The 17,264-nt window shown below is 67.8% G+C and carries 14 protein-coding genes; 1 reads left to right on the top strand and 13 read right to left on the bottom strand.

The annotated features are described in order from the left end of the window. Nucleotides 1-28: 28 nt before the first annotated feature. The 10 genes from F5544_RS19145 to dapA all read right to left on the bottom strand — a co-directional run bounded on the left by F5544_RS19145 (nt 29) and on the right by dapA (nt 12,029). Entirely contained in the window at nt 29-1,312 is a 1,284-nt protein-coding gene (locus F5544_RS19145; RefSeq protein WP_167474445.1) for an enolase C-terminal domain-like protein, read from the bottom strand. 3 nt (nt 1,313-1,315) lie between these two features. Beyond that, nucleotides 1,316-2,761 (bottom strand): aldehyde dehydrogenase (NADP(+)), encoded by a 1,446-nt coding sequence (locus F5544_RS19140; protein ID WP_167474444.1) that lies wholly within the window; start codon nt 2,759-2,761, stop codon nt 1,316-1,318. A 128-nt stretch (nt 2,762-2,889) separates the two neighbouring features. Then, nucleotides 2,890-4,017 (bottom strand): L-talarate/galactarate dehydratase, encoded by a 1,128-nt coding sequence (locus F5544_RS19135; RefSeq protein ID WP_167474443.1) that lies wholly within the window; start codon nt 4,015-4,017, stop codon nt 2,890-2,892. Beyond that, the gene (gene kdgD / locus F5544_RS19130) at nt 4,017-4,937 is read right to left on the bottom strand and encodes a 5-dehydro-4-deoxyglucarate dehydratase (RefSeq protein ID WP_167474442.1); all 921 of its coding nucleotides are present in this window, start codon (nt 4,935-4,937) and stop codon (nt 4,017-4,019) included. Before kdgD ends, F5544_RS19135 begins: the two co-directional genes overlap by 1 nt. 36 nt (nt 4,938-4,973) lie before the next feature. Beyond that, complete coding sequence (locus F5544_RS19125; RefSeq protein WP_167474441.1) at nt 4,974-5,969, bottom strand: LysR family transcriptional regulator; 996 nt, start codon at nt 5,967-5,969, stop codon at nt 4,974-4,976. 102 nt (nt 5,970-6,071) lie between these two features. Next, nucleotides 6,072-7,052 (bottom strand): lactonase family protein, encoded by a 981-nt coding sequence (locus F5544_RS19120; RefSeq protein WP_167474440.1) that lies wholly within the window; start codon nt 7,050-7,052, stop codon nt 6,072-6,074. Between the two features lie 11 nt (nt 7,053-7,063). Beyond that, a complete protein-coding gene (locus tag F5544_RS19115; RefSeq protein ID WP_167474439.1) occupies nt 7,064-8,452 on the bottom strand; it encodes a sugar porter family MFS transporter in 1,389 nt (462 codons plus the stop codon). Nucleotides 8,453-8,557: 105 nt separating this feature from the next. Next, complete coding sequence (locus tag F5544_RS19110; RefSeq protein WP_167474438.1) at nt 8,558-9,355, bottom strand: NAD-dependent epimerase/dehydratase family protein; 798 nt, start codon at nt 9,353-9,355, stop codon at nt 8,558-8,560. 179 nt (nt 9,356-9,534) lie between these two features. Beyond that, nucleotides 9,535-11,094, bottom strand: a complete 1,560-nt coding sequence (locus F5544_RS19105) for a DHA2 family efflux MFS transporter permease subunit (RefSeq protein WP_167474437.1) — start codon at nt 11,092-11,094, stop codon at nt 9,535-9,537. 32 nt (nt 11,095-11,126) lie between these two features. Then, complete coding sequence (gene dapA / locus F5544_RS19100; RefSeq protein WP_167474436.1) at nt 11,127-12,029, bottom strand: 4-hydroxy-tetrahydrodipicolinate synthase; 903 nt, start codon at nt 12,027-12,029, stop codon at nt 11,127-11,129. A 70-nt stretch (nt 12,030-12,099) separates the two neighbouring features. Between dapA and F5544_RS19095 the strand changes: the two genes are divergently transcribed. Then, complete coding sequence (locus tag F5544_RS19095; protein ID WP_167474435.1) at nt 12,100-12,966, top strand: LysR family transcriptional regulator; 867 nt, start codon at nt 12,100-12,102, stop codon at nt 12,964-12,966. A 13-nt stretch (nt 12,967-12,979) separates the two neighbouring features. Here the strand turns inward: F5544_RS19095 and F5544_RS19090 are convergent, their stop codons facing one another. The 3 genes from F5544_RS19090 to F5544_RS19080 all read right to left on the bottom strand — a co-directional run bounded on the left by F5544_RS19090 (nt 12,980) and on the right by F5544_RS19080 (nt 17,066). Continuing rightward, nucleotides 12,980-13,513 carry an AAA family ATPase gene (locus F5544_RS19090; RefSeq protein WP_167474434.1) on the bottom strand — a complete coding sequence of 178 codons (534 nt, stop codon included), beginning with the start codon at nt 13,511-13,513 and terminating at the stop codon, nt 12,980-12,982. Between the two features lie 233 nt (nt 13,514-13,746). Beyond that, nucleotides 13,747-15,894 (bottom strand): amylo-alpha-1,6-glucosidase, encoded by a 2,148-nt coding sequence (locus F5544_RS19085; protein ID WP_167474433.1) that lies wholly within the window; start codon nt 15,892-15,894, stop codon nt 13,747-13,749. After that, entirely contained in the window at nt 15,891-17,066 is a 1,176-nt protein-coding gene (locus F5544_RS19080; RefSeq protein WP_167479324.1) for a glycosyltransferase family 4 protein, read from the bottom strand. Before F5544_RS19080 ends, F5544_RS19085 begins: the two co-directional genes overlap by 4 nt. Between the last annotated feature and the right edge of the window lie 198 nt (nt 17,067-17,264).

Below are 17,264 nucleotides of genomic sequence, written 5' to 3'. Positions count from 1 at the left end.
CGCTCCCTTTGCGAGCGGGCTTTTTCGATCAGAACTTCGGCCCCGCGGGCGGTTGATAATCCGGGCGCACCACCCGCATGGCCGCGATGTCGTCGCGGTCGCGCAGCGCGGGCATGCGCTGCCAGCGTTCGTGGAACCGGGCGAGCGCATCCCGGTCCAGTTCGATGCCGAGTCCGGGCGCGTCGGTGACTTCGATTGCGCCGTCGTGGAATTCGAACGGCTCGGTGATCACCTCCTCCGCCTGCCACGGGTAATGGGTGTCGCAGGCGTGATCCAGCTCGGCGATGGTGGCGGCGACGTGGGTCATGGCGGCGAGACTGATGCCGAGATGGGTATTCGAGTGCATCGAAACGCCTTTGCCGTATGCGCCGCATATCGCCGCCAGCTCCCGGGTGGCCAGCAGGCCGCCCCAGTAATGGTGATCGGACAGCACCACCTGCACCGCGTCCAGGTCGAACGCCGGTTTGATCTCCGCCACCGAGGTCACCACCATATTCGTGGCCAGCGGAATACCGGTGCGGCGGTGCAGCTCCGCGAGATCGGTCAGCCGGGCGGTCGGATCCTCCAGGTATTCGACTGTGCCGGAAAGCCTTTCGGCCACCTTCAGCGCGGTCTCGGCCGACCAGCCCGCATTCGGGTCCAGTCGCAGCGGATGGCCGGGAAACGCGACGGCCAGCGCCTCGACAGCCGCGCACTCCGCCTCCGGCTCGAACACCCCGCCCTTCAACTTGAAGGAGTGGAATCCGCCGTGCGCCTTGAACTTCCGCGCGAGTTCGACGACGCCGTCCGGATCGAGGGCCGCACCCCACTCGTCGACAGGGGCGTCCGGCACCGGGTGTTCGGCCCACTTGTAGAACAGGTAACCCGAGTAGTCGACGCGGTCGCGCACCTTCCCGCCGAGCAGCGCGTGCACCGGCAGGCCGAGCTCACGGCCGTGCGCGTCCAGCGCGGCGACCTCGAAGGCGGACAACACGCTCAGCCGGACCTTATCGGTGGTCAGCGCCCCGCGTAACCCACTGGCCAGCGGGTTGTCATCGATCAGCCGGTCGCCGCTCGCCCGCTGCGCACCGAGCAGCCGGATGGCGTTGATACCGGCCAGCGGCATGCCGATGAGCCGCGGCGCGAGTTCGGTGGCCCGCTCCAGGTAGCGGCGGTCCCCGTAGGTTTCGCCCAGACCCACCGTGCCGGAATCGGTTTCGACCTCGACGATCAGCCGCGGGGTATACGGCTGATGCACGCCGCCCACCAGCAGCAGCGGCGGATCGGCGATCAGGATCGGGGTGAGCCGGACATCCTTGATAACGGCGGTCATACTTCAGCTTCGCTTTCCGTCGATACGTCGGGGTAGATCCCATGGATTGTGTTCGCGCAGCGCGGGCGGCAGCAGCGCGTCGGGGAAGCCCTGCCAGGCCACCGGCCGCAGGAAGCGGTCGATGGCCGCCGCACCGACCGAGGTGGTCGTCGGCGTGGTGGTGGCCGGATAGGGTCCGCCGTGCTGCTGAGCCCAGCTCACCGTGACACCAGTGGGCCAGTCGTTCCACAGCAACCTGCCCGCCAGCGCGGTGAGCGCGGGCAGCAGCGGGCGGACGTCGTCGATCTCGGTGTCCTCGGCGAAAACCGTTGCGGTGAGGCCGGGCTCGAGTTCGCCGAGTAACCCGGCCAGCTCGTCGGCGTTCGCGTATTCGACCACCAGCGATGCGGGCCCGAAACATTCGTCCCGCAGCACCTGTCCCGCCGCCAGGAAATCGGCTGCCGGGACGCTCAGGAGGGTCGGCCGCAGCGAGCCCGGGTCCGGCGCGGAAATCGCTGTGACAGCAGGATGTTCGCGGATGCTCTCGACACGGGTCGAATAGCCCTCGGCGATGCGGTCGTTCAGCAGCGGCTGCTCCGGTGCGGCGTCGACGGCGGCGCGCAGCGGTTCGGTCAGGCCGTGTCCGGCCGGGAGCAGCAGCAGTCCCGGTTTCGTACAGAACTGCCCGGCCCCGAGTGTGAACGAATTCAGGTATCCCGCAACGATTTCCGGCCCACGTGCGCGAACGGCGCCCGGCAGTACCACCACTGGATTGACGCTGCCCAGTTCCCCGTAGAACGGGATGGGGCGCGGTCGGCTCATCGCGATATCGAACAGCGCGCGGCCGCCCGTCACCGAACCGGTGAACGAGGCCGCCGCGATATCCGGATGCCGCAGCGCGGCGACACCCGCATCGACACCCTCGACCACCGCGAAAGTTCCTTCGGGCGCACCGGATTCGGCCAGCGCCGCGCGCACGATCGCACCCGTGCGCTCGGACAGTCTCGGATGTCCCGGATGCGCCTTCAACACGACCGGGCACCCGGCCGCCAGCGCCGACGCGGTATCACCGCCCGCGACGCTGAACGCGAACGGGAAATTGCTTGCGGCGAAGACCAATACCGGCCCGATCGGCACCATCGCGCGCCGGATGTCCGGCCGCGGACCCATCGGCCACCCCGGATCCGCGTGATCCACCGTAGCGCCGAGGAATTCACCGTCGGCCAGTACATCGGCGAAGAACCGCAGCTGAAAGGTGGTGCGCAGCAACTCTCCACGCAGGCGCGGAGCCTCGGGTAAGTGAGTTTCCGCGGCGGCCAGCGGAATCAGTTCATCGGCGGCCGCGTCCAACGCATCGGCGACGCGCATCAACCAGCTCGCCCGCTCGACGGGGGTGGTCTCGGCGATCCGAACGGCGGCGGCCGCCGCATCGGCGATGATCCGGTCCAGGTCTCGCGAATCGGTATCCATCTGTCTCCTTTCGAGGTCGAGCGGTGATCGGTACGCGAAATCAGTTCCGCGCACCGCGCTCGCCGACGGCCGAGCGCGCGCTCTGCGCGATACCGGGACCAGGTCCATCGGCAAGCGAGCGCGCCATATCAGGCTCGCACAACATGTTCCGCGACGGTCCAGGCGCGCGCCTGTTCGGTGAGCGTCACGCCGAGTCCGGGCCGGTCGGACAGGTGCATGCGGCCGTCGCTGATCGTCAACCGTTCGGCGAACAGCGCGTCGAACCATTCGAAATGTTCGACCCACGGTTCCAGCGGATAGGCGGCGGCCAGGTGGACGTGCACCTCCTTCATGAAATGCGGTGCGAGCGCGAGGTTTTCCCGTTCCGCATGGGCCATGATCTTCAGGAACTGGGTGATGCCGCCGACCCGGGGCGCGTCGGGTTGCACGATATCGGCCCCGCCCGCCTGGATGAGCCGCGCGTGCTCTCCCGCGCCGGCGAGCATTTCGCCGGTGGCGATCGGGGTGTCGAAGGCGGCGGCCAGCCCGGCGTGTCCCGCGAAATCGTATGCGTCCAAGGGTTCTTCGATCCATTCCAGACCGAACGGCTCGAGGGCGCGGCACATGCGGCGGGCCGTCGCGCGATCCCACTGCTGGTTCGCGTCGACCATCAGCGGCACCCGGTCGCCGAATTTCTCCCGGATCGCGGTGAGCCTGGCCAGATCGACGGACCGGTCCGGATGACCGACCTTGATCTTGATCCCGCCGATGCCCTGCGCGAGCGATTCGGCTGCGCGGTCGAGCACCTCGTCGATCGATGCGTGCAGGAAGCCGCCCGAAGTGTTGTAACAACGCACCGAATCACGGTGTGCACCGAGTAGTTTGGCCAGCGGCAGCCCGGCGCGCTTGGCCTTCAGATCCCACAGCGCGATATCGAATGCCGCGACGGCCTGTACCGCGAGCCCAGCGCGGCCCACGGACGCACCCGCCCACACCAACCGATCCCAGATCCGGCCGATATCGTTCGGATCGGCGCCCAGCAGCTCCGGGGCCAGTTCCCGCGCATGCGCGAATTGCCCTGGCCCACCGGCCCGTTTGGCATAGCTGATGCCGAGGCCACGCAGCCCGGCCGCGGTGTCGATCTCGGCGAGCAGCACCGCGACCTCGGTCATCGGGCGCTGCCTGCCGGTGAGCACCTTGGCGTCGCTGATCCCGGCCTCCAGCGGCACCACCACCGAAGACAGTGCGACGCCGGTGATTTCGTCGACGGAACTCATCACGCCACCGTGATGGTGCGCACCAGCTCGGTGAGTTCGTCGAGCTCGGCTTCGGTGAGGTTGGTCAGCGGCGGCCGCACCGATCCGGCGGGCCTGCCGATCGCGGCGAGCCCGGCCTTCACGATGGATACCGCGTAACCCGGTCTGCGGTCGCGGATGTCGAGATAGGGGATGACGAATTCGCGCAGCTTGCGGTAGACGGCGGCCCGGTCGTGCGCCCGCACCGCCCGATAGAAATCGAGCGCGAACTCCGGGACGAAGTTGAAGATGGCCGAAGAGTATGTGGTAACGCCCATTTCGGTGTAGGGCAGCGCGAAGGTCTCCGCGGTCGGCAGCCCGCCGATGTAGGTCAAGCGGTCGCCGAGGCGGGCGTAGACGCGGGTCATCGTCTCGATATTGCCGACGCCGTCCTTGAAACCGACCAGGTTCGGGCAGCGTTCGGCCATCCGCGCCACCGTCACGTCGTTCACCGCGGCATTGGCGCGGCTGTAGAAGATCACGCCGAGCCCGGTCGCGCCGCAGACGGCCGCGACGTGTTCGACGATACCGTCGGGACCCGCCTCGGTGAGATACGGCGGCATCAGCAGAATCCCTTCCGCCCCAGCGTCTTCCGCGGCCCGCGCCTGTTCGATGGCCACCGCCGTACCCGCCGTCGCGGGTGCGACCACCGGGATCCGGCCGCCGGTTTCGGCCACCGCGGCCCGCACCACCTGATCGATCTCCTGCGGTGTCAGCGAGAATCCCTCGCCGGTGCCGCCGGCCGCGAACAGCCCGGCCACCTCGTATTGGGCCAGCCAGGCGATGTGCTTGCGGTAGGCCGCCTCGTCGAAGGCGAGGTCGGCGTCGAAGTGGGTGACGGGGAACGAGAGCAGCCCGCGCCCTAGCGCTGGGCCCAGTTCTTCCGCGGACAGATGGGACACGGTCTTCCTCCTGGGGACATGGAACGATCGGCGGATTCAGTGCGCGGGCGGCAGCGAATCCAGCAGTGCGACAACGCGATGCAGTGCCGGGTTGGCGCAGTCGCGCCGCCACACCGCATGCAGTACGACCGGGTCGTCGACACCGGCCAGCGGGCGGAACCGCACGCCGTCGGGATGTAGGTGGGTGGCGCTGTCCGGTACCAGCGCCAAGCCGCGGCCCGCGGCCACCAGTGCGAGCATGGTGTGCACCTGGGTCAGTTCATGGGTCGCGGTGTACGGCACGGCGGCCAGGATGCCCGCGACCAGGTCGGCGAAATACCGGGCCGGGCCCGGCGCGTATACCAGCAGTGATTCGCCGCCCAGTTGCTCGATCGGCAGCGGCTCCAGCCCGGCCAGCCGGTGCGTGGCCGGGACGGCGAGCACCAGCCGCTCGGAATGCACCGCGCGGCAATCGAATTCGTTCTGATCGAAGGGCGGGCGGGCCAGCGCCAGATCGAGTCGCCCGCTGCGCAGGTTGGCGAACTGCTCGGCGCTCACCATCTCGCGCAGCACCACCTCGACGCCGGGCAGCCCCTGCTCGATGTGATTGAGGAAGCGGCCGAGGAAGCCGAAACCGGAGGCGGCGGTGAAGCCCACCCGGACCGTGCCCGCACCCCCCGCCGCGATCAACCGGGCCGCGCCGGGCGCCGCCTCGGCCAGCGCGAGCAGCCTGCGCGCCTCGATCAGGAATACCTCGCCCGCCGGGGTCAGCTGCACCTGCCGCTGGGTGCGATCGAAGAGTTCGACGCCGATATCGCGCTCCAACTTCTGGATCTGCCTGCTCAGCGGCGGTTGGGTCATCCGGAGCCGCTCGGCGGCGCGGCGGAAGCTGCCCTCCTCCGCGACGGTGACGAAGCCGCGGATGTGCTCGAGCGAGATGAGCGAGCCGAGTTTGCCCGCATCGCCACGGATCAGGTCGACGCGCGGGTTGCCGTTGGACGGCGTGGCGGCCAGGCGCAGCAACGCGGGCGCCCGGTGGCTATCGCTGTTCATCGTCGGCCTCCTGTACAACGGCGTAATCGCAGGCTATGCCGCCGAAGTGATACTCGTCCAACGCCATTTCCGCATCGTCCGATACCGGGTGGGTATCGAGCGTCATGACGCGAGATCGACGATCTCGACCCAGTTCGGATCGTCGCCGACCCGGCAGCGGCCGACGGCCCGCAGCGCGCCGTCGCCGCCGATGGCGTAGCTCGTCACCTGCCCCGACAGCTGGCCCGCGACGACGAGGTAGCGCCCGCCGGGATCGATGGCGAAACCGCGCGGCCGCGTTTCGGTGGGCGTATACCCGATCGGTTCCAGCCCGCCCGTCGCGCCGTCCACCCGGAATCCGGCCAGTGTGCTCGAATTGCGGTCGGCCACATAGAGATACCGGCCGTCGGGGGTGATGTGCAGATCGGATGTCCATGCCGAGGCATGGCCGGGCGGCAGCACCGATGCCGACGCGGTCTCGGTCAATACACCGGCATCGAACAGGTAGCCGTTCACCGTGCCGTCGAGTTCGTTCGAGACGAATACGACGCGCCCGTTCGGGTGGAAGACGATATGTCGTGGTCCCGCACCGGATTTCGTCGGCGTAGCGGTCGGCTCACCGTGGACGAGACCTTCGTCGAATCGATATCGCAGGATCACGTCACCACCGAGCGCACCGACCAGCAGGTGGCGATTCGACGGATCGGCGACGATCGAATGCGCGTGCGGCGGCGTCGCGACCACCGCGACCGCCGCACCCACCGCCGCACCATCGATCGGGCACACCGCGATCCGGCCGCCCGTGTACGACGCGCCGAGCAGATACCGCCCGGACCGATCGGTCGCGAGGTAGGCCATATTGTCCGGCAACGGATTTCGCGAAACAACCCGCAACTCCCCCGATGCCCGATCGATGGTGAGCACCACCACCTCATACGGCTCCGACCGCAGCCCGGCATATAAATACCGGCGATCCGGGGCGACCGCGAGCGGCATCACCTTCCCACCGACATCGGTGGCGGACAGCGGAATCAACTCACCCGTTGCGGTCAGCCGCAGCACCGAGATCGCGCGGCTTTCCGCATTCGACACGTACACGATCACCCGCTACACCCTCACTTCGCCTGCGCCGCATGGCCGCCGACGCGCGCCCGCAGCTCCAGCTCGATCTGTTCCAGGCTGCGTCCCTTCGTCTCCGGCACGAACCGCTGCACCAGGAAGTACAGCAGCACGCTCACCGCGCCGAACACCCACGCCGAATGGGCAAGTCCCAGATGGTCGTTCATCACCGGGAAGAGGAAGGTGATGGCGAAGGTGGACGCCCAGAGCACCACGCTGCCGACACCCATGCCGACGCCGCGGACGCGCAGCGGGAAGATCTCGGCCATCATCACCCAAACCACCGCACCCCAACCGAGTTCGTATCCGGCGAGATAGACGTTGAGCAGGATCAGCGTCGTCAAACCGGTGACGGTGTGGTTGTGCACGGTGAGCACCACCAGGCCGAGCAGGAACAGTGAAAGCGCCATGCAGACATTGCCGAGCAGCAGCAGCGGTTTACGGCCCCACCGGTCGACCATGAAGATCACCCACGCGGTGAACGCCACCTTGATCACGCCGAGCACGATCGAGGCGAGCAGCGAGGTCGAATTGCCGAAGCCGAGATCGGTGAACATCGTCGGCGCGTAGAGGTTTACCGCGTTGACACCGGAGAACTGCTGCCCGACGGCCAGAATGAGCGCGACGAGCAGCGCCGGTTTCGCCCACGGCATCAGCAGATCGCGCAGCCGGCCCTTCCGTTCGGCGTCCAATCGAATCACCGTGCGAATGCTGTCGATTTCGGCGTCCACCTCGTCGGCGCGATGGGTTCCGGCGAGCACGCCGCGCGCCTGCTCCACCATTCCCGCCTGCACCAGCCAGCGCGGCGTCTCCGGCAGCACCGACATGCCCGCGAGCAACACCACCGCCGGAACCGCGGCAAGCCCGAACATCAGCCGCCAGTTCCCGGAGCCGGACAGCGCCCAATCCACTATGTAGGCCAACAGGATTCCGGAAACGATCATCAGCTGGTTCAGCGTGGACAGCGCACCGCGGGCCCGGGTCGGCGCCAGCTCGGACAGATAGGTCGGCACCGTCGCGGACGAGCAGCCCACCGCGATACCGGTGATGAACCGGGCGACCACCAGCACCGCGACATTCGGCGCGAGCGCACAGCCGATGGCGCCGACCGCGAATACCGCGGCGGCGATCATGATGGTGCGCCGCCTGCCGAGCCGGTCGGTGATGCGCCCGGCCGCGGCGGCGCCGAATATCGCGCCCGCGGCGAGACATCCGCCGATCACGCCCTTGGTGAACGAGGTCAGGTGCCATTGATCCTTGATGAACAGCAGCACCCCGGAAATCACGCCCAGGTCGTAGCCGAAAAGGATGCCGCCGAGCGCGCCGAAGAAATAGAGGAAACGAACATCGGCGCCGAGAGCCGACACCGTCGATTTGTACTGCATGGTGCTGCGCTTCTTTCGCGGTCTAGCGGAGATTCCCAGCGTCACATGCGCGGGGACGATGATTGCGCGGAAATACGATTCGTTCTCGGTATCGCGCAATGCGTTTCAGAGTGGGTTGGGTTTACCCAGCGGGGTATCGCAGAACGGCCCGCCGATATATTTCGGCGCATTCGCCGGATCGGTGTCGATCTCGGCGGCGAAGCGTTCGGCGTCGTCGACGCCGCGATAGCCGAGCGCCTCGGCCTCGCGCAGCGAGACCACCGCGCGGGTATTCGGCGAAACACCCCAGATCACCTGGTAGCCGGGACTTTTCGCGGCGAGGCAGGCCTCGAGCAGCCGGGCGCAGTCGTCCGGCGACAGCCACATGGACAGTCCGCGCAGATCGGCCGGGCGCTCGAAACAGGAACCGATCCGCACGCAGATCACGTCCATGCCGAATCGGGAGTGATAGAGGCTGCCCAGCGCCTCGACGGCGGCCTTGCTCACCCCGTAGTAGGTGTCCGGCCGCGGAAACGCTTCTCCGGCAACCTTTTCCGCGCCGATTTCGGCGAATCCGGCGGCGTGGTTGCTCGATGCGAGCACGATCCGGGATATCCCGGCCTGCCTGGCCGCCTCCAGCACCGTATGCGTGCCGTCGATATTGGCGGCGACGATGCGATCCCAGCTGTCCTCGCGACTGATGCCGCCGAGGTGGATGATCGCGTCGACGTCCCGGCAGGCGGCCGCGATCGTCACCGGATCGGTCAGTGAACCCGTGACGAGTTCGACGGCCTCGCCGGGCCCGGCGGGCGGCAGCGGCCGCAGGTCGAGTAGGCGCAGTACGCGATCGGGCCGGGCCAGCCGCGGCCGCATCAGCGTGCCGATCCCGCCTGCGGCCCCGGTGACGAGGATTCGTTGCGTCATCGTCGGTCCTCCTGTCGACGCCGGATGTGGTTCGAGTCACATCACCTGGCCTGTCAGCAGGCTATTTCGGCCGACTGATGCCTGTCCAACACCATCTGGGCATCGACCGATACGTCAGACGCATCAAATGAGTCCGGCGGCTGCCGCGGCAGCCGCCGGACCTCATCGAATTCGGTGTGTCAGTGCACCATGGCCGCCGCGGCGTCCTGCGCGGGCGCCTTCGGCTTGGTCCGCGGCAGCAGGAACGCCGGGATCAGCGTCAACACGATCAGAACCACGGCGACCACGTAGGTGTGCGCGAAAGCCGTTGCCGCCTGGCTCAATCCGAGCTCGATCGCCTGCGGCGGCAGATGCAGTTTCGCCGCGAACGCCGGATCCTTCAGCGCCACCATCGCCGGGCCGGCCAACTCCTGATGTTTCAGGTTGTTCGTCAGCACCACCGAGATGGTCGCGGTACCGATCGAACTGCCGGTCTGGTTGATGATGTTCATCAGCGTCGATCCGCGCGCCACCTGCTCATGGGTCAGCGTCTGGATGGCCGCGGTCATGGTCGGCATCATGGTGCAGCCCATGCCGAGACCCATCACGAACAGCGCGGACAGAATCATCGGATACGGGGTATCCGATTTCAGCTGGGTGAAGAAGGCCGAGCTCACCGCGATCACCGTGAGTCCGCTGAGCACGACCTTGCCGGGACCGATCTTGTCGACCAGTTTGCCGCCGATGGGCATGGTGAGCATCGCGCCGAGACCCTGCGGTATCAGCAGCACACCGGTCATCACCGGCGTCTCACCGCGCACCTGCTGGATGTAGTTCGGCAGCAGCACACCGGCGCCGAAGAAGGCGGTCGCGAACAGCACCATGGTGAGCACCGCGAAGGTCAGCGCCTTGTTCCGGAACAGGTGTAGGTCGATCAGCGGATGTTTGGTGCGCAGCGCGTGGAACACGAACGCCACCATGAGCGCGAGGCCGATGGCGGCCGGTATCAAGACCTTCGGCGCGATCACCCTGCCCTCGCCGGGTATCGACGAGACGCCGTACAGGAACAGCGCGAGGCCGGGTGAGGCCAACAGCATGCCGAGGAAGTCGAAGGATTCCGACGGCTCGGGCCGGTCGGACGGAAAGACGATGTAGGCGAGCAGGAGTGCGATGATGCCGATCGGCACGTTGATCAGGAAGATCAGCTGCCACATATTGTGCCCGTCGGCCCAGTGGAAGCCGATCAGCCAGCCGCCGAGGATCGGGCCCGAGATCGGGCCGAGCAGCATCGGCACGCCGAGTACGGCCATCACGCGGCCGATCCGCTGCGGACCCGCCGCATGGGTCATGATCGTCATGCCCAGCGGCATCAGCATGCCGCCGCCCAAACCCTGGACAACGCGAAAAGCGATGAGCGACTCGATATTCCATGCGGTACTACACAGCACCGAACCGAGTACGAAGAAGGTCAGCGCCAGCATGTACAGGCGCTTGGTGCCAAATCGGTCCGCCGCCCAACCCGTCAGCGGGATGACCGTGGCCAACGCCAGGGTGTACGCGGTCATCGTCCACGCCGCGATGGCGGTCGTGGTGTTGAACTCGGTTTGGAAGGTCGGCAGCGCGATGATGACCACGCTGATGTCCAGAATCGACATGATCGCACCCAGTACGACCACACCCGCGACCTTGAGGACCGCGGGGTCGAGTTTGTCGGTCGACGGGTCTGGGCCCGCCGCCGCTATATCCGGAGGTGATGTCACCGCTTAAGCGTTCCACCACTTTCGCTATTTCTCTAGTGAATTCGGAACTTCTGCGCTGGCGGAAATTCGTCGGCGAGTGCGAGCGCGGCCATCGTGGCCGATTCGCCGGCCGGTAACAATGGCAGCCGGACGGCCGGGCTGGGAATTCGACCCAGTGCGGCGAGTACCGATTTGATGACCGTCGGGTTCGGTTCGGCGAACAACGCGGACGACAGCGCGCTGAGGCGGTGTCCGATGGCGCGCGCCGCATCGATGGACCCCTTGTGCCACAGCGCGATCAGGTCGGCGAACTCCGCGGTCGCGACGGCGGCGGAGGCGAGAATGCCGCCCGCCGCGCCGAGGGCCAGCAGCGGAGCGATGAACAGGTCGTCACCGGCCAGCACCGCGAAATCGGCTGGGCGCCTACGCATCAGCTCGATCGTGGTTTCGTCGATCGCGCCGACGGCCTGCTTTACGCCGATGATATTCGGCGTTTCGGCAAGGGCGACAAGGGTATCCGCGCCGAGCGTGCGTCCGGTGCGGTACGGAATGTTGTAGACGATCAGCGGTATCGGGCTGGTTGCCGCGAGGCTGCGGAAATGCGCGAGCACACCGGCCTCCGACGGCCGGGTGTAGTAGGGGACGACGGTCAGCGCGGCGGTGAGCCCCGGATCGAGGTCGCGCAGCGCCGCGTGTGAGGCCGCGGTGGAGTTGGATCCGGTGCCGACGATCAAGGGCGCGTTGTGTTCCCGGCACACGTTCGCGCAGATCCGGATGACCGTCTCCCGTTCGTCGGCGGTGAGCGTCGCCGGTTCGCCGGTGGTGCCGAGGGCGACGATGCCGGTGGCGCCGTCGGCCAGTACCTCGTGCGCGAGCCGCTCCAGCGCGTCGGTGGCGAGGTCACCGCCCGCGGTGAACGGCGTGATCAGGGGGATGAAAAGGCCTGCGAGCGTCATGGTTCCAGGTTCGCGCGCGAAAAGCTTCAGGTCCAGTTCACATTTCTGCCGCTGAGCATAAGCTGAGGTAATGCTCGATGTCCGGAAACTGCGCCTGCTGCGCGAACTGGCCCACCGGGAGACGATCGCCGCGGTGGCCGAGGCGCTCAACTACACTCCGTCGGCGGTATCCCAGCAACTCACCGCGCTGGAACGCGAGGCGGGTACGCCGCTGCTGGAGCGCACCGGCCGCCGGGTGACGCTCACCCCGGCCGCGCACCGGCTGGTCGCGCACGCGGAAACCATTCTGGCCGTGCTGGAACAGGCCGCCGCCGAACTCACCGGCGACGAACTCACCGGACATCTGCGGATCGGCGTATTCCCCACCGCGGTGCGCACCATCCTCTCCCCCGCCCTGGTGGCGTTGAGCACCGCGCATCCGCGCCTGGAACTGTTCGTCTCCGAACTGGATCCGGTGCTCGCACCGGGTGCGCTGCGGGCCGGGACGCTCGATGTCGCGCTGGTCCAGGAGTACGACTACGTGCCGGTCGAACCCGATCCGGCGCTCGACACCGAACCGCTGCTGACCGAAACCGTCTATCTGGCGGCGCTTTCCGATGGATCCCTCGATACGCGACGGGAAAGCCCCTGGATCGCAAGCACACCCGGCACGCTCTGTCACACCATGACGGTACGGGCCTGCCAGGCCGCCGGATTCACGCCGCGGATCCGCCATCACGCCGACGATTTCGGCACCGTGCTCGCACTGGTCGCCGCCGGTCAGGGCGTGGCGCTGGTACCGGGCCTCGGCGCCCTCGAACCGCCGCCCGGCGTCACCCTGACACCGCTGCGGACAAGGCGCAGAACGCATCTGGCGTATCGGCGCGGCACCGGCGCACATCCGGCGATCGATGCCGCCAGGGCGGCGCTGCACGCCTCGGTGGCGGATTTCCGATGAGCCGCTTCGCTTTTCAGGCCCGTTCCGAGGACCGGACCCCGCCGGACCTGCGGGCCGCGCGGATATCGCGGCAGATCCGGTCGACGGTGTCCTCGACGGTCCAGTTGCTCTCGATCCTGGTCTCGCCGACGAAGGACAGCGGCTGCCAGCCGTGGAACCACAGCGCCATCTGCGATTCCGGAATGGTGGCCGACTGCGGGCGTCCGGCGTGCCGCAGCAGGGTTTCCTCGAAGGTCAGATCGAAGCTGTAGAACAGCGCGGCCCGCGCGGCGGCGGCCAGCCGCTCCAGCATCGCACCGTATCGCCTGGCATCGAGGATGCCCTCGACGATCACCACCAGTCCGCGCGAAAGGCACAGCGCCGCAATATGTTCGATCAACTCGATATTGAATCCGCCGGACCGGTCCGCCTCGCGAACCATCTGCCTGCGCACCACGTCCTGCGGGATGACAACGCATCGCCCACGGGCGAACCTGCGCTGCGTCGCCGCGGCGACCGTCGACTTTCCGGATGCCGAATTTCCCCGGATCACAACGAGTGTGCTCACCCCGCGCGCCAAAACCGAACTCCCGGTCGAACCTCGAAGGATGGCACGTCACCGGTGTACACGATCCGCGCGGTGATGTCATGTGCCGCACCTCGACCGCGGGTGCACCGACCCAGATCTCGCCGTTGAGATCTCGTCGCCGTTGACGGTGACGGCGACCCGCGGTTGCCGACAGTACTGGCATACCCGTCATACTCGGATCCAATCGTGTTGCGCTCGAAGACAAATGGAATTCAGGACTCCCCGACCGATACGTATACCGGCTCGTCGGTACGGGCGCCCGGCTCGTCCAACGTCCAGTCGTCGGGCAGGCCGCGCACCAGCAGGTCGGTGCCCTCGGCCTCGATGCGCACGGTCACCGGACCGAGCCGCAGATCGGTCAGGACGAGCCTGCCCCAGTCCGCCGGGATGCGCGGCGCGACGGTGAGCGTCCGCCGCGGCACATCCGGCGCCAACCCGAGAAAGGACCGGACGAGCAGCAGTGGCGCGGCGCTGGCCCAGGCCTGCGGGGAACACGACGTCGGATACGGAATCGGCGCCGGGAACTGCTCTCTGGCGAAGCCGCAGAACAACTCCGGCGGTCTGCCGTCGAAGGCGAGCGCGGCGGCGACGATGCCGCCGGTCAGCTTCTCGGCGAGGGCGAGCGCCCCCGGAATATGCCGGTAGCGCAGCAGACCGGCCACCGCGATCGCGGTGTCGTGCGGCCAGACCGAACCGTTGTGGTAACTCATCGGGTTGTACGCGCCCATGCCGATTGCCAAGGTGCGCAACCCGAACCCGCTGTCCATCGCCGGATCGGCCATGGCGGCGACCAGTTCGCCCGCGTGCTCGTCGTCGATGATTCCGGTCCACAGGCAGTGCGCCGCATTGCTGGCCAGCGCGTCGACCGGTCGTTTGTCGCGATCCAAAGCCATTGCATACCACCCCTTTTCGGGTATCCAAAAGGCCTCGTTGAACTTTCGCTTCAGCTCGGCCGCCGCGGCGCGCGAGCGCTGCGCGACGCGGGAATCGCCGAAGGCCTCCGCCAATTCGGCGCGGGCCAGCCACGCCGCGTACACATAGCCCTGCACCTCGCACAGCGCGATCGGCGGATGGGCGAGGTCGCCCGCGGCGTCGTTGATCGCGTCGAAGCTGTCCTTCCAGCCCTGATTCGACAGTCCCCGATCGGTTTTCCGGTGATATTCGACGAAGCCGTCGCCGTCCGCGTCGCCGAAGTGCTCGATCCAATCCAGCGCGGCATCCGCGGCGGGCAGCAGGTCGCGCACCGCGTCGTCGGGCGCACCCCATCTCCGGCATTCGGCCAGCAGCATCAGGAACAGCGGCGTCGCGTCGGCCGAGCCGTAATACACCGTGCCGCCGAGCACCTGATCGCCCGCCGGGCCGCGCCGCATCTCGTGCATGATCCGGCCCGGCTCCTCCTCGGTCACCGGATTGACCTCTTTGCCTTGTAGTTTCGCCAATCTGCGCAGCGTGCCCATGGCCAGGCCGCGATCGAGCAGCAGCGCCATCCACGAGGTCAGCAGGCTGTCGCGGCCGAACAGCGTCATGAACCACGGCGCGCCCGCCGCGACGAAAGACGAAAGACCGTCGTGACTTTCGATCCGCAGCGCGCCGAGATCGCTCTCGGTGTGCCGCAACATATGCGCCAGACCGGGATCGGTCGCGGTGAGATCGGTCGCGGTGGCCCGCCACGCGGTGATCCGGCCCGCCGGACCGTCGGCGGGCGCCTGCGTCACCTGGGTGCGCTGATGCCCGACCACCGGCTGTGCCCGCACCGTCGCCGACCAGTTGCCGCGGGACGGCACGACCGCGCGCCAGTTCAGGGTGCCGGGCAGCACCATCGGGTCACCGTTGGCGGTGACCACCAGCCCGCGTCCCGGATCCGCGTGCGCGGTCAGATGCAGCTCGTCGCCGGCCACCGCCACCTCGGCGGTGCCGTGTTTGCTGCGGCCCTCCTTCACCGAGAACAGATCGGCGAAATCGGCGTCGATGTGAATGGTCAGCGTCAGCGCGGTGTCCTCGCCGCCCAGGTTGTGCACCGTGAGCGTCTCCTCCAGGCCGCCGCCCACCCGGCGGTGCCGCTCGATCAGCACCGTGCTGTCGGCCAGTCCCGGCCGGGGCGGCAGGCGGAGCAGGAAACGGGCGTCGAACGCCTCCGAGGCCTGCACGCTGAGCTGCTCCACCGGATGCCCGTCGACAGTCAACGCCCAGCGCGACAGCACCCGCGCGTCCCGGTAGAACAGCCCGAGCGTGCCGCCGGGGTGGATATCGCCGTGCTGGTCGGACAGGCAGAACGTGCTGGCCTCGACCAGGGTGATGGTCGAATGACCACCACCGACGCCGACCGGCGGCCCCGCGTTGAAGATCCGCGGCACGGTCACGGCCTGCTCCGCTCACCGCCGTGCAACAGCGTCACGGCACCGGCCAGATGGGATTCGGCGGCATCGACCTTCGGGAACTCGATCGCGTCGTCCGCGCGGACGACCGCCGCCCGGTACGCGGCCTCGTAACCGGAACCGAGCCGGTCGATGCTGAACAACTGCTCGACACGCAGGCGGCATTTGCGCGGATCGATACTGTCGATCGCGGCGATGGCATCGGGCAGTTCCGCCGGATCATCGCAGATGAAACCGGTGACACCGTCCTCGATCACCTCCGCGACCGCACCGCCGCGCAGCGCGACCACCGGTGTGCCGCAGGCCATCGCCTCGATCATCACCATGCCGAAGGGCTCCTCCCAGCGAATCGGGAAGAGCAGGCAGCGCGCCTGCGACAGCAGCAGCCGCTTCGACACCGCGTCGGCCTCGCCGAATACGCAGTCCGACGAGGTGAGCAGCGGCCGGACCTCGCTGTCGAAATAGGCCCGCTCCGGACGCTCGTTGCATTTCGCGGCCAGCACCAGCCTGCGGCCGGCGGCGTGCGCGGCGGGCAATGCGAGATGGGCGCCCTTGTACGGGGCGTAGCGTCCGAGGAAGAGCAGGTAGTCCTGCTTTTCGGCCTGGAACGGCCAGGTATCCGGATCGACGGCGTTGTGCACCCGGCCGATCCAGTTGAGATCGGGCGCGAGCGAGCGCTGCCGATCGCTGATCGCGACCAGTTGCGCGCTGGCCGCCATCGCGCGGTAGTAGTCGCCGGGTCCGTCCTCGACCGGGCCGTGCACGGTGATCACCGTCGGGATGCCGAGGGCGCGGTAGGCGGGCGCGTTCAGCGGACCGGCGAACGTGTGGTCGTGCACCACATCGATACGCTCGGTGGTCGCCAGCCGCTGCACACAGCGCCGCACCTTCAGCGCGTGCATCACCTCCGGAAACGGGTCGCCGAGGACCGCGGCCTGCGTGGTTTCCCACAGCGGGATGAACCGCGCCCGCGTGCCCGGCTCCCCTGCCCCGAGCAGTGTCACCCGATGACCGCGCGCCACCAGCGCGTCGGCGAGCTGCGCCACCACCGCCTCCACCCCGCCGTATCCGGATGGCGGCACCGAGAAGTAGGGTGGCGCCACCAGCACGATGTGCAGTGCCGCATCGGTAGTCCGTCGTTTCAGTGCCGAATCCATATCGGCCAATACACTGCTCACGGTCTTTCCTCCTCAGCCGTCGTTGCTGCGGACAAGCGATCTCGTGATGGTCGAACGTCCAGACCAGGGTGGTCCGGTGGGACTGCACTATTGAATTGGGGAAAAGCGCTCGCCGGGAAGAGAATTCGCGAGCCGGACGGGTGCGCCGGAAACAGGGGGCCGACAAGCGGTTTCACA

It is taken from the genome of Nocardia arthritidis (assembly GCF_011801145.1).
GTDB classification, from domain to species: domain Bacteria; phylum Actinomycetota; class Actinomycetes; order Mycobacteriales; family Mycobacteriaceae; genus Nocardia; species Nocardia arthritidis_A.
This window is presented reverse-complemented; position numbering and strand designations above follow the sequence as displayed.

Bases quoted from the DNA above. Each gene is read 5' to 3' on its own strand.
- F5544_RS19125 (WP_167474441.1), bottom strand. From the start codon at position 5,969: ATGAACAGCGATAGCCACCGGGCGCCCGCGTTGCTGCGCCTGGCCGCC.
- F5544_RS19140 (WP_167474444.1), bottom strand. From the start codon at position 2,761: ATGGATACCGATTCGCGAGACCTGGACCGGATCATCGCCGATGCGGCG.
- F5544_RS19135 (WP_167474443.1), bottom strand. From the start codon at position 4,017: ATGAGTTCCGTCGACGAAATCACCGGCGTCGCACTGTCTTCGGTGGTG.
- F5544_RS19115 (WP_167474439.1), bottom strand. From the start codon at position 8,452: ATGCAGTACAAATCGACGGTGTCGGCTCTCGGCGCCGATGTTCGTTTC.
- F5544_RS19080 (WP_167479324.1), bottom strand. From the start codon at position 17,066: ATGGATTCGGCACTGAAACGACGGACTACCGATGCGGCACTGCACATC.
- dapA (WP_167474436.1), bottom strand. From the start codon at position 12,029: ATGACGCTCGCAGGCCTTTTCATCCCCCTGATCACGCCGTTCACCGCG.
- F5544_RS19145 (WP_167474445.1), bottom strand. From the start codon at position 1,312: ATGACCGCCGTTATCAAGGATGTCCGGCTCACCCCGATCCTGATCGCC.
- F5544_RS19110 (WP_167474438.1), bottom strand. From the start codon at position 9,355: ATGACGCAACGAATCCTCGTCACCGGGGCCGCAGGCGGGATCGGCACG.
- F5544_RS19095 (WP_167474435.1), top strand. From the start codon at position 12,100: ATGCTCGATGTCCGGAAACTGCGCCTGCTGCGCGAACTGGCCCACCGG.